The sequence below is a fragment of the Spirochaetota bacterium genome, assembly GCA_026414805.1.
Classification (GTDB): domain Bacteria; phylum Spirochaetota; class UBA4802; order UBA4802; family UB4802; genus UBA4802.
This window is the reverse complement of record JAOAIH010000058.1, coordinates 1-20,654: the sequence shown is the minus strand read 5'-3', so window position 1 is coordinate 20,654 and position 20,654 is coordinate 1. Positions and strand designations below refer to the sequence as shown.

At 39.0% G+C, this 20,654-nt stretch carries 24 protein-coding genes; 15 read left to right on the top strand and 9 right to left on the bottom strand.

Going from position 1 to position 20,654, the window contains the following annotated elements; translation table 11 throughout:
* From N3F66_11480 to N3F66_11420, 13 genes are all read left to right on the top strand, one after another.
* The coding region (locus tag N3F66_11480; GenBank protein MCX8124763.1) for an AMP-binding protein at positions 1–617 on the top strand (617 nt) is incomplete at its 5' end.
* Between the two features lie 83 nt (positions 618–700).
* Positions 701–1,711 carry a CoA transferase subunit A gene (locus N3F66_11475; protein MCX8124762.1) on the top strand — a complete coding sequence of 337 codons (1,011 nt, stop codon included), beginning with the start codon at positions 701–703 and terminating at the stop codon, positions 1,709–1,711.
* Between the two features lie 11 nt (positions 1,712–1,722).
* Entirely contained in the window at positions 1,723–2,490 is a 768-nt protein-coding gene (locus tag N3F66_11470) for a 3-oxoacid CoA-transferase (GenBank protein MCX8124761.1), read from the top strand.
* Positions 2,491–2,501: 11 nt separating this feature from the next.
* On the top strand, positions 2,502–2,963 hold the full coding sequence (locus N3F66_11465) for a Zn-ribbon domain-containing OB-fold protein (protein MCX8124760.1): 462 nt from the start codon (positions 2,502–2,504) through the stop codon (positions 2,961–2,963).
* Between the two features lie 9 nt (positions 2,964–2,972).
* Positions 2,973–4,112 carry a thiolase family protein gene (locus N3F66_11460; GenBank protein MCX8124759.1) on the top strand — a complete coding sequence of 380 codons (1,140 nt, stop codon included), beginning with the start codon at positions 2,973–2,975 and terminating at the stop codon, positions 4,110–4,112.
* Positions 4,113–4,121: 9 nt separating this feature from the next.
* Positions 4,122–5,285, top strand: coding sequence for a thiolase family protein (locus tag N3F66_11455; GenBank protein ID MCX8124758.1), 1,164 nt, complete (start codon positions 4,122–4,124; stop codon positions 5,283–5,285).
* A 9-nt stretch (positions 5,286–5,294) separates the two neighbouring features.
* Positions 5,295–5,759, top strand: coding sequence for a Zn-ribbon domain-containing OB-fold protein (locus N3F66_11450; GenBank protein ID MCX8124757.1), 465 nt, complete (start codon positions 5,295–5,297; stop codon positions 5,757–5,759).
* Between the two features lie 3 nt (positions 5,760–5,762).
* A complete protein-coding gene (locus N3F66_11445; GenBank protein MCX8124756.1) occupies positions 5,763–6,545 on the top strand; it encodes a SpoIIE family protein phosphatase in 783 nt (260 codons plus the stop codon).
* A 60-nt stretch (positions 6,546–6,605) separates the two neighbouring features.
* Complete coding sequence (locus tag N3F66_11440) at positions 6,606–7,220, top strand: TetR family transcriptional regulator C-terminal domain-containing protein (GenBank protein ID MCX8124755.1); 615 nt, start codon at positions 6,606–6,608, stop codon at positions 7,218–7,220.
* Complete coding sequence (locus tag N3F66_11435) at positions 7,220–8,368, top strand: acyl-CoA dehydrogenase family protein (GenBank protein ID MCX8124754.1); 1,149 nt, start codon at positions 7,220–7,222, stop codon at positions 8,366–8,368. Before N3F66_11440 ends, N3F66_11435 begins: the two co-directional genes overlap by 1 nt.
* A gap of 23 nt (positions 8,369–8,391) precedes the next feature.
* Entirely contained in the window at positions 8,392–9,561 is a 1,170-nt protein-coding gene (locus N3F66_11430) for an acyl-CoA dehydrogenase family protein (GenBank protein ID MCX8124753.1), read from the top strand.
* 18 nt (positions 9,562–9,579) lie between these two features.
* Positions 9,580–10,017 (top strand): MaoC family dehydratase N-terminal domain-containing protein, encoded by a 438-nt coding sequence (locus tag N3F66_11425; protein MCX8124752.1) that lies wholly within the window; start codon positions 9,580–9,582, stop codon positions 10,015–10,017.
* A gap of 2 nt (positions 10,018–10,019) precedes the next feature.
* Positions 10,020–10,427, top strand: a complete 408-nt coding sequence (locus N3F66_11420) for a MaoC family dehydratase (GenBank protein ID MCX8124751.1) — start codon at positions 10,020–10,022, stop codon at positions 10,425–10,427.
* Positions 10,428–10,484: 57 nt separating this feature from the next.
* Here N3F66_11420 and N3F66_11415 read toward each other — a convergent pair whose 3' ends face one another.
* Positions 10,485–12,629, bottom strand: coding sequence for a sulfatase-like hydrolase/transferase (locus tag N3F66_11415; GenBank protein ID MCX8124750.1), 2,145 nt, complete (start codon positions 12,627–12,629; stop codon positions 10,485–10,487).
* A 315-nt stretch (positions 12,630–12,944) separates the two neighbouring features.
* On the opposite strand from N3F66_11415, the gene N3F66_11410 reads away from it, so the two are divergent.
* Entirely contained in the window at positions 12,945–13,712 is a 768-nt protein-coding gene (locus N3F66_11410; protein MCX8124749.1) for an enoyl-CoA hydratase-related protein, read from the top strand.
* A 157-nt stretch (positions 13,713–13,869) separates the two neighbouring features.
* Here the strand turns inward: N3F66_11410 and N3F66_11405 are convergent, their stop codons facing one another.
* The 8 genes from N3F66_11405 to N3F66_11370 form a co-directional block, all read right to left on the bottom strand.
* Positions 13,870–14,448 carry a rubrerythrin family protein gene (locus N3F66_11405; protein ID MCX8124748.1) on the bottom strand — a complete coding sequence of 193 codons (579 nt, stop codon included), beginning with the start codon at positions 14,446–14,448 and terminating at the stop codon, positions 13,870–13,872.
* 28 nt (positions 14,449–14,476) lie between these two features.
* Entirely contained in the window at positions 14,477–14,854 is a 378-nt protein-coding gene (locus N3F66_11400) for a desulfoferrodoxin (protein MCX8124747.1), read from the bottom strand.
* A 139-nt stretch (positions 14,855–14,993) separates the two neighbouring features.
* Positions 14,994–15,983, bottom strand: coding sequence for a cytochrome d ubiquinol oxidase subunit II (gene cydB / locus N3F66_11395; GenBank protein MCX8124746.1), 990 nt, complete (start codon positions 15,981–15,983; stop codon positions 14,994–14,996).
* Positions 15,984–16,002: 19 nt separating this feature from the next.
* Positions 16,003–17,319: a cytochrome ubiquinol oxidase subunit I gene (locus tag N3F66_11390; protein ID MCX8124745.1), complete on the bottom strand. Its 1,317-nt coding sequence runs from the start codon at positions 17,317–17,319 to the stop codon at positions 16,003–16,005.
* Positions 17,320–17,412: 93 nt separating this feature from the next.
* Positions 17,413–17,577, bottom strand: a complete 165-nt coding sequence (locus N3F66_11385; protein ID MCX8124744.1) for a rubredoxin — start codon at positions 17,575–17,577, stop codon at positions 17,413–17,415.
* Between the two features lie 292 nt (positions 17,578–17,869).
* Complete coding sequence (locus N3F66_11380; protein MCX8124743.1) at positions 17,870–18,067, bottom strand: heavy-metal-associated domain-containing protein; 198 nt, start codon at positions 18,065–18,067, stop codon at positions 17,870–17,872.
* A gap of 197 nt (positions 18,068–18,264) precedes the next feature.
* Complete coding sequence (locus tag N3F66_11375; protein ID MCX8124742.1) at positions 18,265–18,669, bottom strand: transcriptional repressor; 405 nt, start codon at positions 18,667–18,669, stop codon at positions 18,265–18,267.
* A 75-nt stretch (positions 18,670–18,744) separates the two neighbouring features.
* Entirely contained in the window at positions 18,745–19,914 is a 1,170-nt protein-coding gene (locus tag N3F66_11370; protein MCX8124741.1) for an FprA family A-type flavoprotein, read from the bottom strand.
* A gap of 316 nt (positions 19,915–20,230) precedes the next feature.
* Between N3F66_11370 and N3F66_11365 the strand changes: the two genes are divergently transcribed.
* Positions 20,231–20,654 (top strand): hypothetical protein (locus N3F66_11365; protein ID MCX8124740.1); only part of this gene is annotated, 424 nt, incomplete at its 3' end.

Below are 20,654 nucleotides of genomic sequence, written 5' to 3'. Positions count from 1 at the left end.
GTGTTGATATTAAAATTGCTGATGATGGGGAGATATTGATAAAGGGTGACAATGTCTTTAAAGGGTTCTGGAAGATGCCTGAAGAAACAAAAGAGTCGTTTACTCCAGATGGATATTTTATGAGTGGTGATATTGGGGTGTTTGATGATGCAGGATTTTTAATGATCACTGACAGGAAGAAAGACCTGATCATCACATCAGGTGGGAAAAATGTGGCTCCACAAAAAATTGAGAATTTAATAAAATCAGATCCATTATTCACACAGGCGATAGTTATTGGTGATAAACGTAAATACTTAACTGCACTGGTAAATATAAGTCAGGAGCAGGCAGAACGTATTGCAAATGAAAAAGGTATATCATATTCAAGCTTTAATGATTTACTTGAAAATGAGCAGTTCAAAAAGATTGTGGAAGAGCATATTGAAAAATGCAATCAAAAGCTGGCACGGTATGAAACTGTAAAGAAAGTGGGCATTATAAGAAGTGAATTTTCAAAAGAAACCGGGGAATTGACAGCAACTCTGAAAGTTAAGCGTAAAGTGGTACAGGAAAAGTATAAATCCATTATTGATACATTATATAAGGAGGATGCAAAAACAGTACAGATTGCTTAAAAACGAATATATTTGATTGTATGTTCAACCAAATTTATAATGTTCGTATTATTTAATATAGCAAGCAGGAGGAAACTATGGTCATGAGTGTACATGATAGCGATATGAAAGAACAACTACTATCCGGAAAAAATGAACTGTTTACAGATCCCGATCCGGACCATGCGCGTGCATTTTTCAGAAATAAATCCCGTGCAATGAAGTCAAAATTAGCCAATGTTAAAGATGTGGTACGAGATATGATTAAAGATGGAGACTATATTGCTATTGGTGGGTTTGGAGCCAATCGTATCCCCACTGCTATTATCCATGAGATAGTGCGCCAGCGAAAAAAACATTTGGGATTTGCAGGGCATACCTCAACACACGACTTTCAGGTACTAGTTGCAGGTGAGTGTATTGATCGCTGCGATGTTGCTTATATTATTGGGTTGGAAGCGCGAGGCCTATCGCCAAATGCACGACGAGCGGTAGAAAGTGGCAAGATTAAACTGACAGAGTGGACCAATGCCTCACTTTCATGGCGGCTGAAAGCTGCAGCCATGGGGCTTTCGTTTATACCCACGCGCAACATTCTGGGTACTGATACCTTTATGCAGAGTGCTGCTAAAGTAATTACCTGTCCGTTTACTGGCAAGAAATATGCAGCTATGCCAGCACTGTACCCTGACTTTGCAGCAATTCATGTGCATGAGGCAGATATCTATGGCAACTGTAGGGTATATGGCGCATCGGTCTCAGACTTTGATCTGGCAAAGGCTTCCAAGCGTGTTGTGATAACTGCTGAACGTATTATTCCGCATGATGAGATACGGCGTGAACCAGAAAAGACAGTAATTCCCTTCTGGTGCGTAGATGCGGTCATTGAGGTTCCGTATGGCAGCTACCCGGGCAATATGCCGTATGAGTACTTTAGTGATGAGGAGCATCTGAAAACGTGGCTTAAAGTAGAGAAGGACCCCAAAGAGCTTGAGAAGTTTTTACAGGAACAGATTTATGGGGTGGATAATTTCTATGAGTATCTCAACTTAAATGGCGGGATTGAGAAGATGAAGAAGCTGCGTGCCATTGAGTATTTGATTAACAATAAGTAGGGAGGGTAGTTATGGAATACAATCCTATGGAACTTATGATATGTGTAGCAGCACGTAATTTGGAAGATGGGGCCACAGTTGTTGTTGGAACAGGTGCCCCGTGTGCAGCGGCGATGCTTGCACAGAAGCTGTATTCGCCAAATTTGTGTATTATGTTTGAGGCGGGTGGTGTTGCACCCATTTTGCCAACGATGCCGATTTCTGTTGGTGATTCGCGCACGTTCCATAAAGCAATAATGGCAAGCTCAATGCCCGAAGTTATGGAAACCTGTCAGCGGGGTATGGTGGATTATACATTCCTTGGTGGAGCACAGATAGACATGTATGGTAACATCAACTCAACGATGATTGGCGATGATTACCAGAAACCAAAGGTAAGGTTTCCAGGCTCAGGTGGTGCAAATGATTTAGCATCGCTGTGCTGGCGTACAATGATGATGACGGTGCAGGATGCGCGCAGGTTTACTGAAAAATTAGATTTCATTACCTCACCAGGGTATCTCAAAGGTGGACGAAGTCGTTATGAGGCGGGTTTGCCTGAGGGCACAGGACCATACAGAATTATCACCAATATGGCAGTAATGGGGTTTGATGAAGAGACAAAGTGGATGACAGTGCTTTCAATAAATCCGGGATATAGCAGAAAGGATGTGCAGGACAACTGTGGTTTTGAGCTTAAGTGGGCAAAGAAAATAGAGGATACCAAACCACCTACAGATGAGGAGCTTAGGATACTGCGCGAAGAAGTTGATCCACACAGGTATATTATTGGAAGATAAGGAGATAGTTTATGGAAGATATATTCAAGGGAATTGAACCACAGGTCTATAAAAGCCAGATAGGTGTTCCCTATCAGTGGTGGGCTGGTGAAACTGCATCAAAGTTTTTTATAGCATTACGTGATGAGCATAAAATACTGGGCAACCAATGTCCACAGTGTGGTAAGGTATTTTGCCCGCCAAAGAAAACTTGCCCATACTGTTATATTGACACAAAAGAGTGGAAAGAAGTGGGACCAAAAGGGAAGGTTGTTACCTATACAGTAGTATATAGACAGCTAGCAGCTTTGAAAAAAAATGTCCCTGTAGCATTTGGTCTTATACAGCTTGATGGTGCTGACAATGCAATGCTTCATTATATTGGGGATACAGATCCAAAAAACATTAAAATTGGTATGGAAGTTGAAGCAGTCTTTGCTGAAGAAAAAAAAGCATCAATTGAAGCAATTTTGCATTTCAGGCCAGTAAAATAGGAGGTTTGTATGGAAGCGGCAATAATTGGTATTGGGATGACACCCATTGAAAAAAAGAAAGTAGATGCAACGTATGCTGACATGGCTTGGGAAGCTGTCAATAAAGCCTTACAGGATGCGGGCATTTCTATTGAGGATATCGATAATGTGATTACAACTTCAAGTGATTTCTGGGATGGAAGAACCATATCATGTATGGCTGTAGGAGATGCAAGCGGAGTGAGGAATAAAAATTGTTCTGCTGTTGAAGGTGATGGAACATTTGGTGCAGCGTATGCATTAGCACGTACTCTGTCAGGTGATTATAAAACAACACTGGTAACCGGTCATAGTAAGGGTTCTGAAAGCGTTTCAAGTCTTATAACCAATGCAATATTTGACCCAATATATGAGCGTGGCCTTGGAATGGACATGATATCAGCATGTGCAATGCAAGCAAGAGCATATATGCATACTACAGGCACTACCCCGGAACAATTAGCACTAGTATCGTGTAAAAATCATAAAAATGCTAAAGATAATCCGTATGCACAGCTGCCAATGGACATATCAGTTAATGATGTATTAAATTCGGAAATGATTGCTGACCCACTGCATAAACTGGATTGCTCGCCTGTTTCGGATGGATGTTGTGCAATCATCATAGCTACTGCGGATTTTGTGAAAAAGATTAAAGCCACACCAGTATGGATTAAGGGTGTGGCATTTTGTAGTGATGCATACTTTATGGGTGACAGGGATCTATCAAAAGCTATAGCATTGGAAAATGCAGCAAAAAAAGCGTACGCAATGGCAGGAATTAAAAATCCATCAAAAGAAATTAATGTGGCAGAAGTATATGATGCGTTCACATATCAGGAACTGATGTGGATTGAGGGACTGGGATTAGCAGAATACGGCAAAGCAGGTACTATGCTTGAAAAAGGCGTATTTGACAAAGATGGCAAACTGCCAGTCAATCCTTCTGGAGGGTTGTTAAGCGGACATCCAGTAATTGCGGCAGGATTGTACCGTATTGCTGAAGTTGTTTTGCAGCTTCGCGGCCAGGCAGATAAAAGGCAGGTTGCTGCAAAACGTGGTATTGCCCATGGAGTCAATGGACTATGCGGTCAGTCTCATTGCGTATGGGTTCTTGATATAGAGCGATAGGAGGAGGTTATGTCAAAACGAAGAGTTGCAATAGTTGGTACAGGCCAAACATACCACAAAAGCCATAGGCCTGATGTTAACGGGAGGGAGTTAATTCATGAAGCGGTTACCCGTGCCTTAGAAGATGCTGATCTTTCAATAAAGAATATCGATGCCATAATAATTGGCAATATGGACCACTTTGAAGGCATTAACTATGTTGATTGTTGGAGTATAGATGGCTCGGGGGGCTATCAAAAACCTGTTATTAAGCTTACCACTGGGGGCACAACGGGCAGTACTCTTGCAATAGGTGGTTATCATTTTGTTGCCTCGGGGATGTTTGACAAAGTATTAATCATAGGTTGGGAAAAGAACTCTGAATCCGACACTACAGGTGCTATCACTACCGCATTTGACCCAGTATGGGACAGACTTGTGTTTGCAGGAGCTATCTCCGGACTTGCTGCAGAAGCGCAAGCATATATGGCAAAATATGGTGCTACCGACAGAGATGGTGCACGAGTATCGGTGCGTGACCGTAAACATGCGTGCAACAATCCATATGCTCAGCTGCGCAAAGAAGTTACTCTGGAAGAGGTGCTGGCTTCACCAATGCTGGCAGATCCAATTCATCTCCTTGATGTATGCCCTCGCACAGATGGAGCATGTGCAGTGATCATGGCAAGCGAAGAGTATGCAGAAAAAATAACATCAACTCCCGACTGGATATGGGCAACAGCTAATCGTCATAAATATACGTATTTAGGTGATGTCAACTGGGGTGAGCTTGACAGTATGGCAGAGGCGTCTAGAGAGCTTTTTAAAAAGTGTGGTATTACTGAACCACGCAAGCAAATTGATGTAATAGAAATGTATCAGCCGTATTCATTCGCTGGCATAATCTGGATAGAAGATATGGGAATAGTCCCACGCGGTAAAGGTGCTGAATATATATGGAGCGGGGCAACCGATATGGGAGGGGAACTTCCCATAAATCCTTCAGGTGGAGTAATTGCATGCAATCCTATAGGTGCCACCGGCTTAATACGCTGTGCAGAGGCTGCCTTACAGGTTATGGGTAAAGCTGAAGGCAGGCAGGTGCCCGATGTAAACTTTGCAGTGAGCACCGGTTTTGGTGGCTGTATGTGGACAGATATGATTCTGCATGGCAGGAAAAAACCCAATCTGTAGGAGGAAACAATGGAAAATATAGAGTACATAATTATCGAATCGGGTAAAGCAGTACAACCTTTCAACTATTCTGTAGGCATGTATGGCAGTAAGTTTTTTTATGAACTCAAGAATAACAGAAAATTTTTAGGTGTGCGGTGCCCAAAATGTAAAAAGGTATATGTTCCACCGCGCAGGGTGTGTGGAGACTGTTATGTGGAGATGAAAGAATTTGTTGAAGTTGGTCCAAAAGGAACAATAGGTACGTTTACCATTTTACGATTTGCTTTTATTGACCCTGAAACCGGTACTCAGAAACCAATACCATATGGATACGGATTTATCAAACTTGATGGAGCGGATACATTATTCCAGCACTACATTGATGTTCATGACGAATCAAAAATAAAGATAGGCGCACGGGTGGAGCCAGTCTTTTCAGAAGAAAAGAAAGGCACAATAAAAGATATACTTTATTTCAGAGTTATTGATTAGTGTATGAGTATTATTGAATTACACAGTGATGTGAGGGCGGTGATAGCAGAGGGCACTTTTGCCATGCTGCTTATCACCGGCACTGATAAAGTGCGCAGTGGATATGGTAATGGCGATAGTTTGCTAGTAGACTTAGAACATAGGGTGTTTGCAATTGCCGATGCAACTGAGCGCTTCCCTCACGCATCACGAGTATTGCTTTCTAATGTTGTTGATGGTTTACATACGATTCCTCAATGTAATGAAGAGTGGTCACACTATTTGAATGGCATCTATGCCAGGCAGGAATATCATATGAAATCGACGTTGAGTCTGATAGCACTGAAGGAACAGGAAAATACAACACAGGCATTTATTGCGCATGGGGGCGATAGCTCATTGAAAATTTATGACAGGCATACCAAAAGAGAGCAGTATAGCACAAAAGTGAATATGAATTTTGCAGGAAGAAGTAAAACTCTTCAAAAGGTTGAAAGTGTGAATTTGTATGGACAATCACGCGTTGTGATATACAGCGATGGTTTCAATGATGTTATAAAACATTGTGGTCTTCAGATTGAAAATTTAATTACTGTTTCATTCATGGAAATGATTACACATATAGTTGATAAAGTCGTTAAACTGGAACATAAAGAGTATGATGATATCAGCCTGTTGCTATTTGATATTCCTGAGATCTACACAGTACATTCAAAAGGAATATTAATGGGTGGAACAACACGATTGCAGGAACAGAGCATCAAAGAATCAATTAGCATACATGATTATAATTCATTAATACAATAAAAAGGTGGATGTATTAAAATAATTTGATTGGACGTTCAATCATATGCGTGAGGATAAAAAATGAAAGTTAAGGAACGCTCAGATATTTTTGACATACGACGTGCTCAGCTTACTTCAGCCACATACAATGTAGTGAGCAAAAAAGGATATTATAACTTCACAATTAAGGATATTGCACAGGAAGCGGGGATGTCAACCGGGTTGATACATTATTATTTTAAAAACAAACAGGATTTACTGCTCAATTTACTAAGGGAGATTAACCGTAATATACGAGCTTCACTGCAACAGGACCTGCTGCATCTTTCAGATCCGGTTGACAGACTATCTGCGTTCATAGAACGGGCGTGCAATCTTGTGATGCAGGAAAAGAATTACTTTTACGTGCTCTTAGATTTCTGGACACAATTAAATCATAACGAACGAATGCGCACTGCTATTCAAAAATTGTATAAGAGCTATCGAGATGTGTGCTCAGAAATTTTGAATGAAGGGATCGTACAGGGAAAGTTCCATAACATTGATGTTAATTATACAGCTACCATGATTGTTTCCATGGTGCAGGGGCTTATTATTCAATATGTGATAGATCCAGATGCATTTGATTATGTGCACTATGCACAGAAAATAAAGAGTCAAATAATTGAAACGATACTTAAACAAGGAGGTTGGTGATGGAATTTGGGTTTACTGAGGAGCAGCTTTTATTCAGGGATACAATATATAAGTATGCAAAAAATGAAATTGTTCCCTTATGCGAAGAAGCTGATTTAAAATCAGAGTTTTCTTTTGAGATTTGGAAAAAGTTAGGCGCTATGGGGCTTTTAGGGTTGCCATTTCCTGAAGAATATGGAGGGCAGGGTGCGGATGTTGTGACCTGTTGTTTGGCAGGAGAAGCATTAGGGCATGCAGGTGTTGATAGCGGCCATTTATTAGCATTGGGTGCACACACGTATTTATGTACTGATACTTTATACAAACATGGAAATGAAGCACAACGTAAAAAGTATGTGCCCAAACTTGCCAGTGGAGAATGGATTGGATGTATGGGATTAACAGAACCCGGAGCTGGATCGGATGCTGCATCACTGCAAACAACTGCAGTTAAAAAAGGTGACAGGTGGATACTGAATGGGTCCAAGACATTTATTACTAATGCACCAATTGCCAATGTATGTGTTGTGTATGCTACAGTGGATAAATCAAAAAAACATGCTGGTATATCAGCCTTTATTGTTGAAAAGGATTTTAAAGGTTTTTCAACTGGTAAGCCATTTCATAAAATGGGGGTCAGAGCATCTACTACTTCAGAAGTGTTCTTTGAAGATTGTGAAGTGCCAGAAGAGAATGTCCTTGGCAATATTGGTGAAGGTTTCATGTATGCCCACCAGACGTTAGAGTGGGACCGCAGTGCATTGCTGGCACCGTTTGTTGGGGGAATGCAGTTTATGATAGAACAGTGTGCGCGCTATGCATCTGAGCGTGTGCAGTTTGATAAACCCATTAAAAGCTTTCAGGCAATTCAGCATAAACTTGCTGATATGAAGGTTGTGCTTGAGGCTGCACGGTTGGCTGTATACCGCGTGGCTTCTTTGAAGGATGCAGGATACCCAATCAATCACCTGCAGGCTTCCATTGCAAAAGCGTTTGTTGGTGATTGGGGCTTTAGGGTTGCTTCAGAAGCTGTACAGATTTTTGGTGGGTATGGGTACATTCATGATTATCCTGTGGAACGAATGCTGCGTGATGCCAAATTAGCACAGATTGGCGGTGGAACCTCAGAAGTGCAGCGATTGATTATTTCACGTTTATTAGCGTTATAATGCAGGGAGTAAGGAGGCAAAATATGAATTATGAATTGAATGATATACAGAAATCAATTAAGGAAAACTTCAAGAAGTTCTGTGAAAATGAGATCAAGCCTAACGCTGCGCTTTTAGATATTGGTGATGAAAAATCCGTTGAACTTTTAAAGAAAAATATTAAAAAATTAGGTGAAATTGGTTATTTAGGTATGATTCATGAGGAAGAATATGGTGGCACCAATCAGGATTTAATAAACTTTGCGATAGCAGGTGAGGAAGTTGCAAAGGCATGTGCTGCAACATTTTTATCTGCTGGTGCAAGCTGTGGGTTGTGCGGCATGCCCATTCGGATGTTTGGTTCAAAAAAGCAAAAAGAAAAATACCTGCCAGGGATAATTTCTGGAGACATCATTGGCAGCTTTGGATTAACCGAGCCGCAGGCAGGATCAGACGCTGCTGCTATCGCCACAACTGCTAAAAAGAAAGGCGATAAATGGGTGTTAAATGGCACCAAGACATTTATTACTAACGCACCGATTGCAGATGTGTGCTTGATAATGGCATACAATGATAAGGATGCAGGACCTGCAAATGGTGTGACTGCGTTTCTTGTTGATAAGGGTACACCAGGATTTTCCACCGGTAAGCCATTTGAAAAATTAGGGTATAGGGGTTCGCCTACATCGGAGGTCTTTCTGGAGGACTGTGAGGTGGGTGATGATGCAGTGCTGGGCCAAGTTGGCAAAGGATTTATACAGGCAATGCAAACACTTGAGTTTGGGCGTATTGGCATGGCCACTGTGTCGTTAGGTGTAGCAATGGCGTGTATGGAAGAAGCAATAAAATATTCTGCTGAGCGCAAGGCATTTGGCAAGCCAATAAACCGTTATCAAGAGATTTCATTTAAGCTGGCAGACATGATGATACTTACTGACCTTTCACGACTTTTGATATACAAAGCGGCGTGGGCAAAACAAACCAATCATCCCGAAGCAGCTGTACTTGCATCGTGTGCCAAACTTTTTGCCAGTGAAGCGGCAACACAGATTTCAAGCTGGGCATTGCAGATTCATGGCGGTTATGGATACATCAAGGAATTTGCTGTTGAGCGGTTATATCGTGATGCAAAGTTAGGTGAGATAGGTGAAGGAACATCTGAAATACAGCGCATACTCATTGCCCGTGACCTATTACAAAAATATGGGAGTTAATCATAAGGAGGAAATGCTATGGCTATCGACAAAAAATTCATTGGGAAAACCTGGCCAACAATTGTATATGAAGTTGGTAAAGAAAAAGTGAAGGAATTTGCAAAAGCCATCAAAAGCACCAATCCATATTTTTTGGACGATGAGTTTGCAGCCACATCAAAGTATAAAACGATTGTTGCGCCTCCTACATTTGCGGTGGTATTTGGCGCTAAACTCATAGAACCTATTTTTTTTGATAATGAGCTCAATCTCAATTTGGCTATGTTGGTGCACGGTGAGCAGGAATTTGAATTTTATAATGTAGTAAAATCAGGCGATGTGTTGTATTCAGATGCAAAGATAGTAAATATTGAAAACAAGGAAAAGCTTGATGTCATTGCAATTGAGATAATGACAAGGAATCAAAGTAATCAGGATGTTTGCAAAGGTATATATACTTTTGTTGTGAGGAAATAGCTATGAAAACAGTAGATTCAAATATTACAGTAAAGGTTGGCGACAGATTTATAGTAAATCAACAAGTAGATAAATACAGAGCTATCTACTACGCTGGTGCATCAGGTGATTTTAATCCTATACATATTGACGATGAATTTGGAAAGATGGTAGGATTGGGTGGAGCCATTTTGCAGGGCTTGTGTACACTTGGATTTACTGCTGATGCTATCACCACATGGGTGAGTGACCCCGGGCGATTGAAAAAATTAAAATGCAGGTTTGCATCACCGGTGCGCATGGGCGATACTCTAACCATTGAAGGTGTGGTAACCGAGATACATGACAACAGAGCAACCCTTGCACTTACCGTGAAAAATCAAAATGGGGTAGAAGTTTTAACCAAGGTGCAGGCTGAAGTGGAAAAATGAGAATGTATTGCGGTGGTGATACATAATGAGTATCATCACCATAAAATACCTGTGCTTTTATTCAAAGGGTATAATATAGCTATTGTAAATTTTTATATTATTTTGGGTTTTAAATAATGAGAAAAATTTATCCTTGATGCTGTGTGCCACTGATGATGTTGTATAAATGTTATTGCGTTCATTTGGGTCTTTCGATACATCATAGAGCTCATATTCAATGCCATAGTGAGTGGGCATGTAGATAAGCTTCATATTGTTTGCAATAATACACCTGTGTTTTGCAATTGTAATGAGATTATCATAATATGGCGTTACGGTAATCTCATCATTGTGATCAAAATCAATAGTTGATATACCGGTAATATCAGGATACATTATCCTTTTCTTCTGAAAGAAGAAATTGCCGGTATTATCAAACCAGATGCCTGTTTCACAATACGCATCAAAAACACGATTATGTTTTTTTAACAGTGATGTGCCATCAAACGATTGAGGTTGCGGTAGATGCAGTATATCAAGAATGGTAGGCGCAATATCTATGGCACTACGAATGCTGGTATATTGGCTGTTTCCAATGCCGGGACCTGAAAAAATACACGGAATGACAAGGCTGTATTTACCCCGCAGATGTTCGCCATGACCCATACCATATTCAAACTCGTAAAGATTTTCACCGTGGTCGGATACTATGACTATAATGGTGTTATCGTAAAGGTTGTTGTCTTTGAGGTATTGTATTATATTGCCTACCGATTCATCAAACGCATATAAGCATCCGTCGTACAATGCACGGATATGCTCTATATCACCTGGTGAAGGCTGGTATTCTGCAACCATCCCTTTGCTATCAAGGGAAACAAATCTGTTTTTTGAATATTTAAAAGGACCATTGTAGGCTGTATCAGTGAATGTTTTATAGTATGGATAGCATGCTGGATAAGGAAAATGTGTAATTGAAAAAAAAGAAAGAATAAAAAATGGCTTTCCGTGTGATATGCTTGAACTGATTTCTTTTTTTATGTCACTAACCACAAACTGTGGGTCTGCAAATTCGGCAAATTCGCGTATCTCAGGGAAAAATAAAAATCCTGCACGATTGGTAAGGAAAGGCAACAGGAAAATGTGGTTTTTAAGAATAATCTGCTTAATCATCACGCGCATATTAAATGTAGGAGCTTTCACAGTATCAAATCCTAAATTTATTCGTGGGAAAATATCAGCAGCAAAATCGCCAATAACAGCGGTACGATAGCCATGTTCTTTCAATACTGTAGCAAGAGTAATAAACTTTTTATTGCGGGAACGAACCATTGGGAACATGTGTGAAATGCCATGTTTAACAGGAAGCTGCGATGTGAGTATGCTGACCCATGCTGGAAATGTACGTGGAACCACAGTATACACATTATTAAATGTGGTGCCTTGTGCAATTAATCTGTCAATATGAGGGGTGGTGTTGCGGTGGTACCCAAAACCGCTAAAATGGTCAGGTCTTAGCGCATCAGAGGCTAATATAATGATATTTGGTTTATCATGTATATTTTTATGTGAGATAGTTACTGAGATAGTAACTATTATTATAAGAGCTATGAAAATTCCAATAACAGCATATTTTACTATATTGAAGTGAAGGGTTAGAACATCAATAATTGCATCTTTATGTTGTTGTATCGACAAGAAAAATGATATTACAAATGTTACAAGAAATGGAGCAATAAATAATAATTGTATTGTTTCAATAAAAACAGGAGACAGGTTATTTGTAAGAGCTATCTGAAAATATTTATACACAATGTTTTTATTAAAAATTGTATCCTGATATAGCTGTGGGTAGGTAATAATACTTTTGCAAAGCTGTAGAAATACTACTGCAAATGTTAATAGTGCTGAATAGTAAAAGCTATGCTTGTTATTGACTGTAAATTTTAGCTGCCTGGAAAATTGTTGTATGCCATAGCTAAAAAATATGCTTAGTGCAATTCCTATTAATGAATACACTGCTATTATTTTTAAAAAGTAAAACAATATTAAAAACTTGTAACGATAGATAATAAATTGAACTACCTGTGCACTGGTGTTTCCCATGTAGGAAAATGACATGTTGAATATAATGGCATAAAGAAAGAGAGCACCCGATACCAGTAAACCTGGCATATATAAATTTTTATATGATACTATTTTTAGTATGATTTTTTTCAACACAACTGGCCTCGTACGATATAGATGTTTTTCTTACAACGTTGTTGAAGTAATATGTGTATATATCAAGTAAAAAATACCAATAATTATACCTGCAAAACAAATTATGTGCACAATATAAAAAATTACAGCTACTTTTTCATTTGATCAAAATCAATTTGATAGTGTAAGGAATATATTTTAAAAAAATACTTATGCTGTACAGTAGAGCTAACAATAATGTAATACAAAAAGTGTTGAAAATAATACACGGACTATAACAAATGAAACAGAATATTTATAAAAATATTACAAACATACACAAGGAGGTTTGGAATTATGAGTGATAATACTGTTGTACTTGAGATTAACAATTATGTTGCAACCTTGACGCTTAACCGTCCACCAGCTAATTCAATCAATATGGCAATGAGAGTAGAGCTTGACCAATTGCTTAGCCAATGTGAAAACAACAATGACGTCAGAGTTTTAATTATCACAGGTGCGGGTGATAAAGGTTTTAGTGCTGGCATGGATGTTGGAGATGTAGCAAATTTGCATAATGGCCCCGATGCCATAGAATTGTTTAACCGTATTGACAGATTTAAAAAACCAGTCATTGCAGCTATCAATGGATATGCCCTGGGTGGTGGTTGCGAGTTAGCATTAGCTTGCCATTTCAGATTTATGGCAGATGCACCAAAAGCTGTAATAGGTTGCCCTGAAATCAATCTTGGTATTACTCCGGGATGGGGCGGGATTCAGCGCATGGCACGACTTTTAGGCAGAAGCAAAGCTCTTGAATTAATTCTTATGGGTAAAAGGCTTACCCCTATTGAAGCTCTGGAAATTGGACTTGTTGATAAAGTGTTCCCTGCACAATCATTTATGCAGCAAACAATGGAATTTGCCAGTACGCTGGCAAAAAAAGCACCGTTGGCAGTGCAATGTATATTGAAGGGAATGGTAACAGGAATTGAAAAAGGGATTGAAGAAGGATTAAAGGTAGATAGGGAATGTTCTGCAATGCTTGCAAAAACTGAAGATGCTGCTGAAGGTTTTATGGCATTTGCACAAAAGCGTGAGCCCATTTTTAAAGGGAGATAGTTACTGAAACAATTGGCTTATATTATAAGTTAACCGCAAAATTTTAAATGTTTACATGCACACTGAAATGAATAAAAAATCTATAAGTATAGAAGTATACACTCCTGCCACCATAAATAGCAGGAGTGTAGAGCATTGTATACTATGTTCGCAATTTTTAATAATTATCGCACAGAAGCTCAAAGTAGCTTTGTGGATGCAGGCAGGTTGGGCATTTTTCAGGAGCTGACTCGCCCTCGTGGATATAGCCACAATTGCGGCATTTCCACTGCACCTTCTTGTCCTTCTTGAATACTTTCCCCTCCAGGATATTTTTCATTAAGTCAAGATAGCGCTGTTCATGGTGCTTTTCCACCTCTGCAACCTTCCTGAACAAAAACGCAATTTCAGGGAAGCCTTCTTCTTCAGCTACTTTTGCTGCATCAGGATATAATTTTGTGTGTTCTTCGTTTTCGCCTGCTGCAGCGGCTTTTAAATTTTCTACTGTGTTGCCAATAACGCCTGCAGGATAGTGTGCCTGTATTTCCACCATGCCGCCTTCTAAGTAGCTGAAAAACCTTTTGGCATGTTCTTTTTCATTCAGTGCAGTTTCCTGGAAAATAGCAGCTATCTGCTCATACCCTTCCTTTTTGGCAACAGATGCAAAATAATCATAGCGTGTGCGGGCCTGTGATTCACCTGCAAATGCTGCCAGTAAGTTCTTTTCGGTACGTGTTCCTTTAACGCTCTTTGCCATACTATCTTAATACCTCCTTAAAATAATATTATGCTTTCCATAAGCCGTGCAGATTGCAATATTCACGTACTGTGTAGGTGGAAGCGTCAACTTTGAATATGGCTACTGGCTTTTCGCCAGGTTTCAAGAATTGCCTGTATGATTTGCCACCGGCAATAAGCTGTATCCATTCAATATAATGCTTTTCTTCCATAGGATGTTCAACACTGCCAACCTGTACTTTGATGCCTTCCGCAGTTTTTTCTACTGCTGGTACGTGCTTTTCTTTTGATGCATCTACAGTATTTTCTACCTGAAGCTTCATAGGCTGACCACAGCAGACTAGATCGCCTTTGCCTTCATGAAGCACCTCAACGATATTGCCACAAATATCGCATTTATATACTTCTAATTGTTTTGTAGCCATAAATCATATCCTCCTTTAATAAAAATAGTTTTGTTTGCTAATCAATCCAAAAACTTAATCATTCTCCTGATTCTCTACGACCTCTGTGTGAAAAAATTATAAGTAATTTCTTATATAGAAAAACATTGTAAATAAAGCTTCAGGAAACCTTACCCTTAAAAACTCTGTACACATAAATAGTATACGCAATAACTATAGGCATGCCAATGAGAGCAATGATAAACATAATCTTTAATGTCAAAAGCGTTGAGGATGCATTGAATATTGTAAGGTTATACGCATCTATCGTTGCTCTCACCAGATTTGGATACAGTGCTGCCCCTGCCATAATCCACAGTGCAATAAAAGAAACCGAAGAACTCTTGAAAGCATTCAGTGGACGGTTGTCTCTGTTTGAAACAAACACATAGCTTAAAGCTATTGCATATATAACCGCACCAAGCCAGCCAAATATATTAGAGACAACTGAAGGCAAAAGGGCAATGGTAAGAGCTATCGCCAGCACAAATAAAATAGCATTTGCAATTATTATGTAATTCATGATAGACCTTGCACGCTGTGCAACCGGGCCCTCAATTTTTAATGCAGCCCATGTGCAGCCCTGTAGCAGGATTGCCAAAAGCCCCAGAAGCCCAATAACAAGAGGGAATGGTCGTAGCAGTGTAAAAAAGCTACCAGTAAAATTCATATTTAAATCTATGGGAATGCCATAGATGATATTTCCCAGTGCAACGCCAAACAATAGTGATGGCAAAAAGCTTCCTATAGTGAATGCCCATGACCAAAGCTTCCTGCGATTTTCGTCGTAGTACCAAAATTCCATGGAGACAGCTCTGAAAATAAGAGCAAATAACACAAGCATCAGTGCCAAGTAAAAACCGCTAAATACTGTGGCATAGGCAAACGGAAATGCCGCAAAAAGTGCAGCACCAGCAGTTATGAGCCACACTTCATTGCCATCCCACACAGGCCAGATTGAATCCATTACCTGTTTTTGTTCTTTTTCATTCTTGGCAAGTGCAGGCATAAGGCTTGCAATGCCTAAATCAAAACCATCAAGGATAGAATACACAGTGAGTAAAAATCCAATAATAAAAAACCATATATGCTGGTATGTACTTAAATCCATAATTACACCTCCAATCAGTTTAATATGTTTCTGCCTGAGGGCCCTTTTTTATAATTTTTAGCAGTATCGTTATAAAAAGAACAATGAGTAAAAGGTAAATTAATGAAAAGATAATAAGCGACAGCAACACGTGGCTTGCCGGTACAACAGCTGATACTGCATCAACAGTCTTAAGTACTTTGTACACAGCCCATGGTTGCCTACCAACCTCAGCAGCAATCCATCCAAATTCGTTGGCTATTATTGGCAGCGGTATGGTAAAAATCAGCACATACAAAAACCATTTTGTCTCAAAGAGTTTTTTGCGCAGTAATAAGAGTATTGCAGTGATGCTTATCAGAGCAAATAAAGAACCAAGCCCAATCATGATATGATATGAAAAATACGGCAAAAGTACTGGTGGCAGTTCGTCTTCAGGGAAGGCATCACGACCTTTCACTTCGGCATTGGGGTCAAAGTATGCTAGTAAACTTAACAATTTTGGAATTTTAATTTCAAAGTATGTTTTCTTTTGGCTTTCAACAGGGATTCCAATAATTGACATTGGTGCGCCTTTTTGTGTTTCCCACAGCGCTTCAAATGTAGCCATTTTTTCAGGCTGTAGGTTGGTAACCTGCACTGCATGAATATGCCCCGAAGCAAACTGCAAAAGCGACATGATAGCAAAAACAATAATGGCGGTTTTTAGTATATTTTGAGCTATTTGCGTGTGTTGTTGTTTAACCAGGTACCAGGCAGCTACACCTGCAGCAAAAAGGCTACCGGTAATCCATCCTGCAATAATGACATGTGTAAATCGCACAAGTGTGGAAGGATTCAGCGCTGCAGCCCAAAAATCGGTAAGTATTGCTCTTCCGCCTTCAATGGCATAACCGGCTGGTGTCTGCATCCATGAATTTGCAATGATAATCCACAAACCTGAAAGATGCGATCCAAAGAACACCAAAAATGCTGACAGAAGATAAACCTTTTTTGAAACCTTGTTGCGTCCAAATAGCAGCACACCTAAAAATACAGATTCCATAAAAAACGCAAATATGCCCTCAGCAGCAAGTGGTGCACCAAAAATATCACCAACCATGCGCGAATATTCAGCCCAGTTGGTACCAAATGAAAATTCAAGTACAATACCTGTTGCAACACCCAATGCAAACACAAGTCCTAAAATTTTGATGAAGAATGAAGAGATAGTTTTGAACAGTTCATCGTTTGTTTTGTAAAACTTGTATTCAAACATTAGCACCAGCAATGTAAGTCCCAAAGTTAAGGAAGGGAAAATGAAATGAACACCTGCAGCTAATCCAAATTGTATTCGTGAAAGCAATACAACATCCATGGGTAACCTCCACAGTATTTTTATAAAATTATTTTAATAATTTTATTATAGAAAAAGGACATGCACGTAAGCATATCCTTTGACTGCTAATAATTAGTCCACTGGTTCAAACTGATCTTTTCCGGCTCCACATACAGGGCATACCCAATCATCAGGAAGGTCTTTAAACGCTGTTCCTGGTTTAATGCCGTTGTCAGGATCACCTTCAGCTGGATCATAAATGTAGCCGCATACTGTACATTCGTATTTTTTTCCCATAAATAAGTCCTCCTTTTGAAAAAAAATTATATTGATGCAATTTTTGTTTACCAGGGATCTTCACTCACCCAATCATAGCTGGTATAATTCTGAAATCGTACATTACACACTGTTATTCCAAACCTGAAGCAAAATCGTTTCGTTATTAGTCACTGAATCAAGTTCAGGATGACTTTTCAAAAGATGTCATTCCGGGCTTGACTCGGAATCTCACTTTGCCACTATTTTAGACACTGAATCAAGTTCAGAATGACTTTTCTTACGTTATTAAAAAACCGACACTAAATCACAGTTACACAGGGTGTGGTGTGTATCCAGCATCTTTGATTGCTTGCATCACCACAGAATTATCAAGAGAGCTATCGACTATAACAATTTTAGTGGTTAAATTGCAATCCACTTTAGCATTTGGGTCTTTCAATGTTATGGCTTTTGTTATGTGCATAACACAGTTTTTGCACATCATATCGTTTACTTTATATTGCTGCATAATTAACCTTCTTCATGGTTGTTATAGTACAATAATAGATACAGTAAAAGTGATAAATGGCAACAATTAATTTAAAAAATCACTTAGGAATGTATTTATAACATATTTATAATCATTACAATATTTTGTCAACTGATTTTTTGAATTTTATTCGTCAAAAAATACTAGAATTAACGCCATGCAAACATTTATAGATTTCAATGTGAGGTGCACTCTTTGCAAATGCCTTTTAATGTTATTTGATAGTTTTCAATAGTATGCCCGTCAATTGAACGGGGAATATTGACATAACGCGTGGTATCAAGGTCATATACCTTGCCGCATTGTGTACAGGTAAAATGGCCGTGTGGCTGCACAGTAATGTCAAAACGCGCCTCAACATTGTCAAGTACCAGCATACTAGCAAGGCCTTCCTGAACAAAAAGGCTTAAGGTATTATACACAGTGGTCTTGGAAAGCGTTGGTATGTGTGGCAAAAGCGCAGTATAGATCTCATCAACGGTTGGATGAGTCCTGTTTTGGTCTAAGTACTCAAGAATCTTCAACCGCTGATACGATGGCGAAATCCCCCGGGCTTCTAAATAGTGTTTATATTGTTCCATTTCAGTCCTCATTGTAATAATAAATTGGACTCATTGTTCATTAATATAATATAAAACTTTAATGTAAAAGTCACACTAAATACGCTGTAAATTTTCAAAAATTTGGGTGGCGATAGTTACCAGTAATTGATCATCAGGTATGTAATTTACCTTGATTGATGGCAGTAACTTCCACCCCATTTCCGCTAATATCGCTTCTACCTGTGCAATGCTTTGCCCGCCCCAACCGTATGATCCAAATGCAAGCCCAATGCGTTCCTTTGGTGCAAGTCCCTTGCAGTAGGTTAAGAATGCAGCAACAGTTGGCAGCATATTGTTATTCAGTGTTGGTGACCCCACACAGATATACTTTGCATCAAGCACTTCGGTCATAATGTCCGAAATATGAATGGTTTTCAAATCATACAGTTGTACTGGAATATTTTTTTGTTCAAACGCATTTTTTATTGCATGGGCTATGAGCTTAGTGGAATTCCACATGGTGTCGTAAATAATAAGCGCTTTTTCCTTAGTGCTGTTTGCTGCCCAGCTTTTGTATTCAGTAACTATCGCTTTAATGTGTTCTTTCCATATAATGCCATGACTTGGTGCAATCATTGCAATGTCTAAATTGCTTACAGCCTCAAGTACTTTCTGTGTTGGCTTGTCATACGGAAGTACAATGTTAGCGTAATATTTCTTTGCTTCTTGCATCAGTATGTCAAACGGATATTCGGTATCAAAGCGCTGGGATGTTGCAATGTGCTGGCCAAATGCATCATTTGAAAAAAGTATTTTGGTTTGGGGCATATAGCATGCCATGTTGTCGGGCCAGTGTACCATTTGTTCAAGCACAAACTGCAATGTGGTTTTTCCTAAACTGATACTGTCGCCCGTTTTCATTACTTTGTAATTCCAGCTTTTTTTATAGTGAGCTTCAAGCCCCTTTGCACCATTTGGTGAGGTGATAAGCGTTGCATTGGGACAAAGCTCCATAAGACGAGGGAGCCCACCGGAATGATCCATTTCCACGTGATTGGAGATAATGATATCGATCTTTGCAGGGTCAACAAGTTTTGATATGCGCTCAATCATTTCATCGTAGAGATAATATTTTACCGTGTCAATAAGGGTAATCTTTTCATCCATTATTAAATACGCATTGTAGGATGAACCACGCTGTGTCATGTACCCATGGAAGTTTCTAAGGTCCCAATCAATGGCACCCACCCAGTATATAAAGTCATTCAACGCAACAGGTTGCATTAGTTCCTCCTATTTAAAGTTTTTGTAAAAATGTGGCTCCAATTATTTCTTCAACAAATGGATGCCGATGCACAATAGATTATACAAATAAATGTATTACAGATATATTTTTGTTCAAGAATAATTTTGAAATTATTTTATTTTTGTAATATTTGGTTGGTACAGTTTTTTTGCCTGCTTTTACATAAGTACGTATGGTTTAATTTCAATAGCATTTTATTAACGCTCATTTACCACCACATTAAAATATTAACAGGGACATTATATGTCACACCCTCTTGGTATATTATAAAAAAATATTTTAAGGAGGGTGGGTATGAATAAAAATATTATCTTTTATTTTTTAATAATAATAACTTCTAACTTAATGGGGTGTTCTACTTACTTTGTAGTTGATATATCTTCGTACGGTACTAATGTAACAAGTCCAACCAAAGTATTCATTGCTCCAGGTGATCAAAAAGTAACCATAAATGATGTGGCTTTTATAGAATATGCTGGATATGTTGCTAAAGCATTGTCAAAAAATGGTTTTATAGTAGTTAACAATCTTGATGATGCAGATCAGGTTGTATTGTTGTGGTATGCAATAAGTGATCCTAAAAGTCAAACAATTAACATCCCAATATATGGCCCTACTGGTATTTCTTCTTCAAGCACTTTTGGGTATATGAATTCCTCTGGAAACTTTTTTGCCAATACCAATTATGATTACCAATATGGTCTCAAAGGATTTGTTG